General features: G+C 62.2%; 11 protein-coding genes and 1 pseudogene. 7 read left to right on the top strand and 5 right to left on the bottom strand.

Translation table 11 applies throughout. The features are described from left to right. The first annotated feature begins 110 nt into the window (after positions 1-110). Both HZY77_RS14020 and HZY77_RS14025 read left to right on the top strand, forming a co-directional pair. Positions 111-1,184 carry a THUMP domain-containing protein gene (locus HZY77_RS14020; RefSeq protein WP_296816018.1) on the top strand — a complete coding sequence of 358 codons (1,074 nt, stop codon included), beginning with the start codon at positions 111-113 and terminating at the stop codon, positions 1,182-1,184. 58 nt (positions 1,185-1,242) lie between these two features. After that, entirely contained in the window at positions 1,243-2,211 is a 969-nt protein-coding gene (locus tag HZY77_RS14025) for a restriction endonuclease (protein ID WP_296816021.1), read from the top strand. 146 nt (positions 2,212-2,357) lie between these two features. Here HZY77_RS14025 and HZY77_RS14030 read toward each other — a convergent pair whose 3' ends face one another. Together HZY77_RS14030 and HZY77_RS14035 are read right to left on the bottom strand one after the other, a co-directional pair. Beyond that, positions 2,358-3,485 carry a PilT/PilU family type 4a pilus ATPase gene (locus HZY77_RS14030; RefSeq protein ID WP_296816023.1) on the bottom strand — a complete coding sequence of 376 codons (1,128 nt, stop codon included), beginning with the start codon at positions 3,483-3,485 and terminating at the stop codon, positions 2,358-2,360. 3 nt (positions 3,486-3,488) lie between these two features. Next, a complete protein-coding gene (locus HZY77_RS14035; protein WP_296816026.1) occupies positions 3,489-4,541 on the bottom strand; it encodes a type IV pilus twitching motility protein PilT in 1,053 nt (350 codons plus the stop codon). 49 nt (positions 4,542-4,590) lie between these two features. On the opposite strand from HZY77_RS14035, the pseudogene HZY77_RS14040 reads away from it, so the two are divergent. The 5 genes and pseudogenes from HZY77_RS14040 to HZY77_RS14060 all read left to right on the top strand — a co-directional run bounded on the left by HZY77_RS14040 (position 4,591) and on the right by HZY77_RS14060 (position 9,293). Then, a pseudogene (locus tag HZY77_RS14040) lies at positions 4,591-5,333 on the top strand (YggS family pyridoxal phosphate-dependent enzyme). Between the two features lie 213 nt (positions 5,334-5,546). Beyond that, positions 5,547-6,362, top strand: coding sequence for a pyrroline-5-carboxylate reductase (gene proC / locus HZY77_RS14045; RefSeq protein WP_296816030.1), 816 nt, complete (start codon positions 5,547-5,549; stop codon positions 6,360-6,362). Then, positions 6,359-6,934, top strand: coding sequence for a YggT family protein (locus HZY77_RS14050; protein ID WP_296816033.1), 576 nt, complete (start codon positions 6,359-6,361; stop codon positions 6,932-6,934). The genes proC and HZY77_RS14050 overlap by 4 nt, the downstream gene beginning before the upstream one ends. Positions 6,935-7,080: 146 nt before the next feature. Then, positions 7,081-7,392, top strand: a complete 312-nt coding sequence (locus HZY77_RS14055; protein ID WP_296655592.1) for a DUF167 domain-containing protein — start codon at positions 7,081-7,083, stop codon at positions 7,390-7,392. After that, complete coding sequence (locus HZY77_RS14060; protein ID WP_296816036.1) at positions 7,389-9,293, top strand: dynamin family protein; 1,905 nt, start codon at positions 7,389-7,391, stop codon at positions 9,291-9,293. Before HZY77_RS14055 ends, HZY77_RS14060 begins: the two co-directional genes overlap by 4 nt. A gap of 17 nt (positions 9,294-9,310) precedes the next feature. Here the strand turns inward: HZY77_RS14060 and ptsP are convergent, their stop codons facing one another. From ptsP to HZY77_RS14075, 3 genes are read right to left on the bottom strand one after another with little or no spacing between them, the layout of a single operon-like run. Then, the gene (gene ptsP / locus HZY77_RS14065; RefSeq protein WP_296816039.1) at positions 9,311-11,035 is read right to left on the bottom strand and encodes a phosphoenolpyruvate--protein phosphotransferase; all 1,725 of its coding nucleotides are present in this window, start codon (positions 11,033-11,035) and stop codon (positions 9,311-9,313) included. Beyond that, on the bottom strand, positions 11,032-11,301 hold the full coding sequence (locus HZY77_RS14070) for an HPr family phosphocarrier protein (protein WP_296816042.1): 270 nt from the start codon (positions 11,299-11,301) through the stop codon (positions 11,032-11,034). The genes ptsP and HZY77_RS14070 overlap by 4 nt, the downstream gene beginning before the upstream one ends. Continuing rightward, positions 11,282-11,698 (bottom strand): PTS sugar transporter subunit IIA, encoded by a 417-nt coding sequence (locus tag HZY77_RS14075; RefSeq protein WP_018507121.1) that lies wholly within the window; start codon positions 11,696-11,698, stop codon positions 11,282-11,284. Before HZY77_RS14075 ends, HZY77_RS14070 begins: the two co-directional genes overlap by 20 nt. Between the last annotated feature and the right edge of the window lie 24 nt (positions 11,699-11,722).

Genomic DNA, 11,722 nt, shown 5'->3' on the forward strand with positions numbered 1-11,722 from the left:
CCGTCCGCCCCGAGCGTGAGGCCCTGCCACCTGCCAGCCATTTCGCCACCTGCCCGCGCGGGCTGGAGGAACTGCTGGTCGCCGAACTGAACGCCGCCGGGGCGCAGGTCGTGCGCCAGCTGCCTGCCGGCGTGCTGTTCATGGCCGACGCCGCCGCCGAAATGCGCGCCAACCTCACCTCGCGCATCGCCACCCGCATCCTGCGCAAGGTCGGCTACACCCGCTACCGCAAGGAAGAGCACATCTACCGCGCCGCGCTCGACCTGCCGTGGCCCGAGTGGTTCGACGTCGGCAAGACCATCGCGGTCAAGGTCGGCGCGCAGAACGCGCCGCTGAAAAGCCTCAACTTCATCACGCTGAAGATCAAGGACGCGATCTGCGACCGTTTCCGCGAGGAGACCCGCGCGCGGCCGAGCGTCGACACCGAAGCGCCTGATGTGCCGGTGTACGCCTTCCTCACCCCGGACGCTGCGACCTTCTACCTCGACACCAGCGGTGAGCCGCTGTTCAAGCGCGGCTTCAAGCGCGAGGCGAGCGCGGCCTCGATCAAGGAAAACCTCGCCGCCGGCCTGTTGCTGCTATCCGGCTGGGAGCCCGGCACGCCGCTCTTGGACCCGATGTGCGGTGCCGGCACCATCCTGCTCGAAGCGGCCGACATGGCGCTGAACCGGGCGCCGGGGCGCGCCCGCCATTTCGCCTTCGAGCACTACCGCGATTTCGATGCGGCGCTGTGGAAACGCATCAAGGACGAGGCGAAGGCACAGGAAAAGTCGCTTGGCCGCCTGCCGATTTTCGGCGCCGACCAGGATCGCTGGGTGCTCGACAAGGCGCGCAACAACCTCGCCGCCGCCGGCTATGCCGACGCGATCGAGTTGAAGGTGTCCGACGTGCTCGATCTGAAAGCGCCGATGCCAACCGGCACCATCGTCACCAACCCGCCCTACGGCGAGCGTATCGGCGAGGCCGAGGACCTGGCCGAGTGGTATCCGCTGCTGGGCGACTGGCTGAAGCAGAATTTCGCCGGCTGGGAGGCGTGGATCATTTCCGGCGACCCGCTGCTGCCGAAGGCGATCGGTTTGAAAGCGAGCCGCCGCATCCCGCTGTTCAACGGTCCGATCGAGACGCGTTTCCTGCAGTACAAGGTGATTGCGGGGTCGATGAAGGCGAAAAGCCAGAAGCTGTAGCCGGCCCGCAATAATGGTGTCTGCCCCTATTTGCTCTTGTTTGTGGGAATTGTAAGAAATGCCAGTTTTAGATTTCAAAGAAATTCCTGAAGCCCACAAAGCAACAGGACGCCAAGACACATTCGAGTTATTTGCTCGTGANTTTTTGTCCTTCATGGGGTACAAAATCATTTCGCACCCTGACAGAGGAGCGGATGGTGGCGCAGACCTTATCGTTGAAGAGAAAAGGACCGGAGTCGGCGGCGAGACAATTGTCCATTGGCTCGTCAGTTGTAAGCACAAAGCGCACAGCGGTAACTCAGTTAGCTCTGCAGATGATGGAAATATTGTTGATCGTGTTGCGTCAAAGAAATGTGACGGATTTATCGGCTTCTACTCAACTCTTTCCAGCAGTGGGCTTTCTGGTGTTCTTGAAGGAATCAAGGATCGTATTGAATTCCAGATCTACGATAGGGAAAGAATTGAAAAAGAGTTGCTTCATTCGGCCCGGGGATTAGAGGTTGCTGAGCGATACTTCCCCATATCACTCGCGGCTTGGAAAACGAACAACCCTGAGCCAGCAAAAATTTTCGCCGATGAGCCTTCGTTGAAATGCAAGGTANNTAAGGTATGTGGCAAAGAACTTCTCGATAAAGAAGACAAAGGCGTAATTACACTCTGGCAACGAAGAAGAACGGATTACGAAAAGGAGCCGGAGCACTTCGAGCATATNTTTTGGACATGCAGAGGTAATTGCGACCAAGCTCTATCGCAATACCTGCGGTCAAAAACAAAGGGATTGACCGATGGATGGGAAGATATCGGAGATGTGATGATGCCAACGGTGTTCATCAAGTGGGTGATCTCGATCCTCAATGAATTGCACCGTGGAACCATTTACTCTGACGAGGCCTTCGATCAATTAAAAGAATTCTTACTGAATGTCTATCCGTTTGCATGCAGGCATTTAACAGACAAGGAAAAGGAAAGAGTGCAATCCTTGATGAGGATCCCTTCATATTTGGGTGGGCTTGGGTATGACCACTAACGGAATCACTCCACCGGACCCGCACAGTCCGAAGTGAGTTCAAGCGTGCCGCGTTCAAACCCAAAAAATCTCGGCCTATTTCTTCAAATATCAGCAATAAAAAACGGGGTGCCAGGCACCCCGTTTTGTTTTACATCCCCAATACTTCAAACAATATCGAGGTGATCCAGCCCCGCCATCATGTCGCGCCCCTTGGCTTCCTGGCCGTGCAGCTTGATCTGCAGGCGTAGGTCGTTGAGGCTGTCGGCGTTGCGTAGCGCATCCTCGTAGGAAATCATCCCGGCCTCGTAGAGGTCGAACAGCGCCTGGTCGAAGGTCTGCATGCCGAGCTCGCGCGACTTCGCCATGATTTCCTTGATCTCGTGGACGTGGCCCTTGAAGATCAGGTCGGCGATCAGCGGCGAGTTGAGCAGGATCTCGACCGCGGCGACGCGGCCGTTGCTGCCTTTCCTCGGGATCAGGCGCTGCGAGATGAAGGACTTGAGGTTGAGCGACAGGTCCATCAGCAGCTGGTCGCGCTTTTCCTCGGGGAAAAAGTTGATGATGCGGTCGAGCGCCTGGTTGGCGCTGTTGGCGTGCAGGGTCGACAGGCACAGGTGGCCGGTCTCGGCGAAGGCGATCGCGTATTCCATGGTGTCGCGGTCGCGGATTTCGCCGATCAGGATGACGTCGGGCGCCTGGCGCAGGGTGTTCTTCAGCGCGGAGAACCAGTTGTCGGTGTCGATGCCGACCTCGCGCTGGGTGATGATGGATTTCTTGTGCTCGTGCACGTATTCGATCGGGTCCTCGACCGTAATGATGTGGTCGGCGGCGTTTTCGTTGCGGTAGCCCACCATCGCCGCCAGCGAAGTCGATTTACCGGTACCGGTACCGCCGACGAAGATCACCAGGCCGCGCTTGATCATGGCGACGTCGCGCAGGATCGGCGGCAGGTTCAGCTCCTCCATCTTCGGGATCTTGGTGTTGATGGTCCGCATCACCACGCCGACGCGGCCCTGCTGCACGAAGACGTTGACGCGGAAGCGGCCGATCTCGGGCGGGCTGATCGCGAAGTTGGATTCGTTGGTGGCCTCGAAGTCCTTCCATTGCCGCTCGTTCATGATCGAGCGCGCCAGTTCGCTGGTATGCGCGGGGGTCAGGCTCTGGTTCGACACCGGGGTGATCTTGCCGTCGACCTTGATGGCTGNGGGAAAGCCGGCCGTGATGAACAGGTCGGAGGCATTCTTCGCCAGCATCAGACGCAGCAGGTCGTGGATGGTTTTCTCGGCATTCATCGTTCAGTCCTCAGCCCATGAAGGNNCGTCTTTGTTCTGCGCGGCGGCACGCGCCACGCCCGGGGCGACCACATTGCGCCGGACCAGGTCCTGCAGGCACTGGTCGAGCGTCTGCATGCCGAGGTTGCCGCCGGTCTGGATCGACGAATACATCTGCGCGACCTTGTTCTCGCGGATCAGGTTGCGGATCGCCGGGGTGCCGATCATGATCTCGTGCGCGGCGACGCGGCCGTTGCCGTCCTTGGTCTTCAGCAGCGTCTGCGAAATCACGGCGCGCAGCGATTCGGACAGCATCGAACGCACCATTTCCTTTTCTGCCGCAGGGAACACGTCGACCACGCGGTCGATGGTCTTGGCGGCGGACGACGTATGCAGCGTGCCGAACACCAGGTGGCCGGTTTCGGCGGCGGTCAGCGCGAGGCGGATGGTTTCCAGATCGCGCAATTCGCCGACCAGGATGACGTCCGGGTCTTCCCGCAGCGCCGAGCGCAGGGCGTTGTTGAACGATAGCGTATGTGGACCGACCTCGCGCTGGTTGATCAGGCATTTCTTGCTCTGGTGCACGAATTCGATCGGGTCCTCGACGGTGAGGATGTGCGCGTACTGGTTCTCGTTGACGTAGTCCATCATCGCGGCCAGCGTGGTCGACTTGCCCGAGCCGGTCGGGCCGGTGACCAACACGATGCCGCGCGGCTGGTCGGAGATTTCCTTGAAGATGGGTGGTGCGTTGAGTTCTTCCAGCGTCAGCACTTTCGACGGAATCGTCCGGAATACCGCGCCGGCACCGTATTGCTGGTTGAAGGCGTTGACGCGGAAGCGCGCGAGGGAAGGGATCTCGAACGAGAAGTCGATTTCCAGCGTTTCCTCGTACACCTTGCGCTGGCTGTCGTTCATGATGTCGTACACCATGCGGTGCACGTCCTTGTGGTCCATCGGCGGCAGGTTGATGCGGCGGATGTCGCCGTTGACGCGGATCATCGGCGGCAGGCTTGCAGAGAGGTGTAAGTCGGACGCCTTGTTCTTGACGGCAAAAGCCAGCAGTTCGGAAATATCCACGCGTGCCTCGTTCAGTGTTTGGATGGGGTTTTGTCAGATAATAAACGTTATGGATAACGGCCCAGCAACACGCAAACTTGAGCCTGACGTGCCGCCATGCGACAGCCCCGCAGGCGCCCGTTTGCGGGCCGTGCAGGCGCGTCTCGCGCAGGCTGCGGCCGAAGCCGGGCGCAGTGCGGCGGAGATAGGCCTGCTGGCCGTCAGCAAGACCTTCGGCGCGGCGGCGGTGCGCGATCTGGTCGCCTGCGGCCAGCGCGAATTCGGCGAGAATTATGTGCAGGAAGCACTGGAAAAGCAGGCGGCCCTGCACGATCTGCCGCTGGTGTGGCATTTCATCGGGCCGATCCAGAGCAACAAGACGCGGGCGATCGCCGAGCACTTCAGCTGGGTGCACAGCGTCGACCGCCTGAAGGTTGCCGAGCGTCTGTCCGCCCAGCGTCCGGCCGTCTTGCCGCCGCTGCAGGTCTGCATCGAGGTGAATGTCAGCGGCGAAGCGAGCAAGGGCGGGGTGGCGCCGGCCGAGCTGCCCGCGCTGGCGGCGGCGGTGGCGGCGCTCCCGGCCTGCGCTTGCGCGGCCTCATGGCGATTCCCGCGCTGACCCTCGACGCAGTGGCGCAGCGTGCCGCATTCCGGCAGGTACGTGAACTGTTTGACGATCTGAACATGCGCGGCCATGCGCTCGATACCCTGTCGATGGGCATGTCGGGCGATCTGGAAGCGGCGATTCTGGAGGGCGCGACCATCGTTCGGGTCGGAACCGCTCTCTTTGGTGAAAGGAATTACCTCGGATGATTCATAAATTGACGCGCGCCCTCGCTGGTCTTTTGTTTCGTATGGAAACTTTGCTCCACCCGCAGGGCAGGCCGTGGTTGTAAAGCCGAAAAATCGGCAACAACCACGCTCAGTCGGGCGTATGAATCACTACGCCACTCCTTCCCCAATTCCCCTACAAAACAAAATCCTGCGCGATCATCGCGCGAATTCATGAAACACCCGAGGTGAAACATGCATAAAGTGAGTTTTATTGGTGGCGGCAACATGGCGGCCGCCATCATCGGCGGTTTGATCGCCAGCGGCACCCAGCCTACTGACATCGAGGTGGTGGAAATCAATGCCGACGCCCGGGCACAGCTGTCCGCGCGCTTCGGCGTCGTGACCCATACGGACCTGTCGCAGGCGCGGCTGCATGGCCTGATCGTGCTGGCGGTCAAGCCGCAGACCCTGCCGGACGTGGCGGCCTCNCTTGCGTCCCGGCTCGCAGGCCATCTGGTGATCTCGATCGTCGCCGGGATTCGCGTGGCTGACCTTGCGCGCTGGCTGGGCGGGCATGGCCGTATCGTCCGCACCATGCCCAATACGCCGGCGCTGGTCCAGGCAGGGGTGACCGGCCTGTATGCGCCGCCGGACGTCGACCAGGACGCGCGCTCGCAGGCCGAAACGGTCTTGCGGGCCGTGGGCGGCGTGGTGTGGGTCGAGGACGAGTCCTGGCTGGATGCCGTGACGGCGGTATCGGGCAGCGGTCCCGCCTATGTGTTCTATTTCATCGAGTCGCTGGAGGCCGCCGCCGTGGCACANGGCCTGCCGGCCGCCACGGCGCGCCAGCTGGCGCTGCAGACCTTNTTCGGCGCGGCCAAGCTGGCGCTCGAATCGGGCGAGGAGCCGGCCGTCCTGCGCCAGCGGGTCACGTCCAANGGGGGCACCACGGAACGCGGCCTCGCGGCGCTGGAGGCGGCCGCGGTGAAGCGCGGCATTGGCCAGGCGGTGGAGGCGGCCAGCCTGCGCAGCGCCGAACTGGGCGATGAACTGGGGCGACTCGCATGATTGCAGGTGCGTTGACCTTCCTGATCCAGACGCTGGGCAACCTGTTTGTGATTGCCGTATTGCTGCGTTTCATGATGCAGCTATACCGGGTGCCGTTTCGTAATCCCTTTTCGCAATTCATCGTTGCCGTCACCGATTTTGCGGTCAAGCCCCTGCGCCGGGTGGTGCCGGGCCTGTTCGGCCTGGACTGGGCGTGCCTGCTGCTCGCCTGGCTGGTCGAACTGGTGGTGGTGATAGCGAGCTACTGGCTGGATGGCTTTCCATTCGCGCTGGCGGGAGGCAAAGTGTGGCCGGTCATGCTCGGTCTGGCGGCGATACGGCTGGTCAGCCTGACGGTGTACATGATCATCGGCCTGACCCTGGTGCGCGCGGTGCTGTCCTGGGTGAATGCGAATACCCCGCTGATGCCGGTGGTCTATGAGTTGACCGAACCGTTTCTGCGTCCCCTGCGCCGCATCGTTCCGATGGTCGGCCAGGTCGACCTGACGCCGCTGGTGCTGTTCATCCTGTGTCAACTGGTCCTGATGGTGCCGGTATTGGCGATCGAACGGGCCTTGCTTGGCGCACTCTGATTCAGATTCAAAACCAACCGTGACTTTGTCGATTTCACCTCGCCCGCAGGGGCAGGCCGTGGTTGTAAAGCCGATCAATCGGCAACAACCACGCTCCGCCGTGCTATTTGCACTGTCTTCGGCTCATCTTCGCGTCACAGTTGGTTGTGAACCCGAATAAACCGCCGGTCTGGGCGCACCGCAATGGTGCGGACTGGCTGCTGGAGTTGCACGTGCAGCCAGGCGCGAAGGTGACCGCCGCCGTCGGCGAGCATGGCGGTCGCCTGAAACTAAAGATTGCCGCCCCGCCGGTCGATAACAAAGCGAATGCGCATCTGTTGGCCTGGCTGGCCGCGCGACTGGGGCTGCCGAAATCCGCGGTGCGCCTGGTTCGGGGCGAGACTTCGCGGCAGAAGACCGTGGTGGTGTGTGGCGCCGACGCACCCTGGCGTGATATCGAGACAAGCAGTCGAACATGAGCATCCATCTGGAACAGGAAGTCGCCGAGTACAGCGAGCGGCGGTTGCGGCTGGCGACTGCGATCACCGACTACGCCGACTGGCTCGACCGCCAGCACGGCATCGATGCCGAACGCACCCTGCGCCTGGCCGACACCGCAGCAGGCCTGCGCCAGGACAAGCTGGTGGTGGCCTTCGTGGCCGAGTTTTCGCGCGGCAAGACCGAGCTCATCAATGCCCTGTTCTTTGCCAACCACGGCCAGCGCCTGCTGCCGTCCGACGCCGGGCGCACCACCATGTGCCCGACTGAACTGTTCTCGAATCCGGAAGAGGTGCCGAGCCTCTGCCTGTTGCCGATCGAAACGCGCCGCCGCGGCGAATCGCTGGCGCGTTTCAAGCACATGCCGATCGAGTGGTGCCGGGTCTTGCTCGATCCTGCCGATCCGCGCCAGTTGCAGGAAAGCCTGAANAAACTGACTGAAACCAAATCGATGCCGGCGGTGGAAGCCATCGAAATGGGACTATGGAACGGCGAGGACGCCAGCGAGCGCCACTTGCTGCGCGCCGACGGTACCGTGGAGGTGCCGGCCTGGCGCTACGCCATGGTCAATTATCCCCATCCGCTGTTACAGGCCGGGCTGACGATCCTGGACACCCCGGGACTCAATGCGCTGGGCGCCGAACCCGAGCTCACCCTGTCGGTGATTCCGAATGCGCATGCGGTGATGTACCTGCTGGCCACCGATACCGGAGTGACGCGCTCGGATCTCGAAATCTGGCAGAAACACGTCCACCGCCATTCCAACTACCACGTGGCGGTCCTCAATAAGATCGACATGCTGTGGGACGAACTCAAGAGCGACGCCGAAGTGCAGGCGACCATCGAACGCCAGGCCGAAGAAACCGCGCGCGTACTGAAGCTGCCGCGCAGCCGTGTGTTCACCGTGTCGGCGCANAAAGCGCTGGCGGCCACGATTCGGGGAGATGTGGCGCTGCGCGTGCGTTCCGGTATCGAATCGCTGGAGTATCTGCTGGCGCATCAGGTGATCCCGGCGCGACGCGACATGCTCTACCATGCGGTCAGCCGCGAAGTGGCGGCGCTGCTCGACGAGAGCCGGACCGATCTGGCCGCGCGACTCAAACGCAGCAGCGACGAACTGATCCAGCTGACCCAGTTGTCGGGCAAGAACCGCGAACTGATCGAACAGACGCGCGCCAGCCTGCAACAGGAGAAGGACAGTTACGACGCCACCGCCGACCAGTTCCGCGCGACCCGGAAAATGGTGCAGGGACAGGGTGAACATCTGCTGTCGAACCTGTCTGAAGATACGCTGGATACGATCCTGAAAGCGGCCCGCGACGCCATGGAAAACAGCTGGACTACACGCGGACTGACCAGCGGCATCCGCCACCTGAGCGAAGAAATGGGCGGCCGCTTCCAGCAGGCGACCCGTCTGGCGGACAACATGCTCGATGCGCTCGATCAGGCCTATATGCGGTTTCACCGCAAGCACAATCTGCCGAAGATGCAGGTGCCGCGGCTCGATCTGGGCGCCTACCGCAACCGGCTGGACGCGCTGACCCGCGAGACGGACGCCTTCTGCAAGGATCCCGCCAACCTGATGCTGGAAAAACGTTTCATGATCCGGCGTTTTTATGCCGGCCTGGCCGAGGAGGCGCGCAAGGCATTCAAGCTCGCGCGGCTGGAGGCGGAGCGCTGGCTGCGTATCGCGCTCGATCCCATCATGACGCGCATCCGCGAGCACAAACAGTATCTCGACACGCGGCTGGCCAGCCTGCAGCGTATCCTGGAAAACATGGGCACGCTGCACAGCCGCATGGCGCAGATCAAGCAGGAGATCAGCACGCTACGCCACGACAAGCTCGAACTCGCCCGCATGGCCGAGCAACTCGCGGCTTAGGGTTCCGCCAGACTTGACTAGCCGTTCAGGCGCTCCAGCAGTACCGAGGTCTTGTCCGGGTCGGTGTTCTTCAGCAATCGCTGCGTAGCCGAAGTCAATTCATCCAGGTGGGATTTCAGCACCTGCTGCTTGACCTGCAGCAGGCTGGCGGGCTGCATCGAAAACGTCCGCAGCCCCAGCCCCAGCAACAAGCGCGTCAGCAGCGGATCGCCCGCCATTTCCCCGCATACCGAAACCGGTTTGCCGGCCTTGTCGCCGGCTCGGATGGTCAGCTGGATGAGGTTGAGCACCGCGGGATGCAGCGGATCGTACAGATGCGCGACGCTGTCGTCGGCGCGGTCGATCGCCAGCGTGTACTGGATCAGGTCATTGGTGCCGATCGACAGGAAGTCGAGCTGCTCGGCGAAGAAGCTGGCCGAGAGCGCGGCGGCGGGAACTTCGATCATGCCCCCGAGCAGGATGCCTTCGTCGAATTTCAGCCCGTCCTTGCGCAGTGAGGCCTTGGCCTCGTCGATGCGTTGCAGGGTCTGCCGCAACTCCATGAAACTTGCCAGCATGGGAATGAGGATGCGTACCTGGCCATGGACCGATGCCCGCAGGATCGCGCGCAACTGGGCATGGAACAGGCCGGGTTCGGCCAGGCACAGGCGGATTGCGCGCAATCCCAGTGCCGGGTTGTCGGCCACGGTGTGGCCCCACGGCGCTTGCTTGTCGGCGCCCAGGTCAAGCGTGCGGATGGTGACCGGCTTGCCGTCCAGCGCCTCGGCCACCGCCTTGTAGGATTCGTATTGTTCTTCCTCGCTCGGCAGGTCGCTGCGGTTGAGGAAGAGGAACTCGCTGCGGAACAGGCCGATGCCGTGCGCACCCGCGGCCTTCACCGCGTCGATGTCGGAGAGCAACTCGATGTTGGCCATCAGTTCGACCGGCGTGCCGTCCAGGGTGGCCGATTTGCTGGTCTTCAGCCGCTTGAGCTTGTCGGTATCGATGCGCCATTGATTCTGCCGCAGCCGGTATTCGGCCAGCACCGACTCGTCCGGATTGACGATCACCACGCCGTCGCGGCCATCGACGATCAGCAGGTCGTGGTCGCGGATCAGGCCGCGCCCGTTGTGCAGCGCCATCACCGACGGCATGCCCATGCTGCGCGCCAGGATCGCCGTATGCGACGTGGTGCCGCCGAGATCGGTGATGAAGGCGGCGAAATGCACGTTCTTGAAGATGACCATGTCGGCCGGCGACAGCTCGTGCGCGACCAGGATGCGTTCGCTGTCGAAGTCGACGTCCAGCGGCAGGTGGCTGGGGTGGCCCATCAATGCCTTCAGCACGCGCTGAACCACTTGCACCACGTCTTCCTGGCGGCTGCGCAGATAGGCGTCGTCGATTTCCTCGAAGCGTGCCACCAGCGCTTCCATCTGCTGCGCCAGCGCCCATTCGGCGTTGCACTGGGTTTCGCGGATCAGGTGCTTGGGCGCCTCGGCGATCATCGAGTCGCCGAGGAACATCAGGTGCATGTCGAGAAACGCGGACAGCTCGGCCGGCGCATTGGGCGGAATGTGGCTGCGCAGGACTTCCAGTTCGGCACGGGTGGCGAGGATGGCCTCGTCGAAGCGCGCCAGCTCGTNCCTGATGTATTTGCGGTCGAGCATGTACTGCGGCACTTCGATGCGCGCATTGGAGGTGAGGTGGGCATAGCCGATGGCGATGCCGCCGGAGACGCCGATGCCGTGCAGCGAGAAGCTCACAGTTCTTCTCCGAAGCCGCTGGAAATCAGGCCCGCCAGCGCATCGATGGCTTCCGCCTCGTCGTCGCCGTCGGTTTCCAGGGTGATGGTGCTGCCCTTGGCGGCGGCCAGCATCATCACGCCCATGATGCTCTTGGCATTGACCCGACGGCCATTGCGCGACATGAACACATTGCTCTTGAAGCTGGATGCCAACTGGGTCAGCCGGGCCGACGGGCGCGCATGCAGGCCCAGTTTGTTGACGATTTCAACGTCCCGTTGCTGCATGGCACATGGTCTCGGAAATATGGTTGATACTGTTGCGGCCGCCTTCGACGATGCGCTCGATGAGCTGCGGCAATGCCAGGGTGTCGCGGTAGTTCAGCGCCTTCAGCAGCATCGGCAGGTTGACGCCGGAAACGCCTTCGATATGGGCGGGTTCGAGCAGGCGGCACAGCGTGTTGCTGGGTGTGGCGCCGTAGACGTCGGTCAGCACCAGGATACCGTCGCCTTCGTCCAGTTCGGCCAGGCGGGACTGCAAGGCCTTCTGCCGCTCGTCGGGGTCGGCATGGCCGATGAAATCAATCGTGGCGAGGCCGCGCGGGCGCTGCCCCAGCACGTGGGTGGCGCATTCGACCAGGCTGTCGGCGAGCGAGCCGTGAGCGACGATGAGAATGCCTATCATGGGGTGGATGTCAGGCCAAAACCA

The sequence above is a fragment of the Thiobacillus sp. genome, assembly GCF_013693775.1.
In the GTDB taxonomy this organism is placed as follows: Bacteria; Pseudomonadota; Gammaproteobacteria; order Burkholderiales; family Thiobacillaceae; genus Thiobacillus.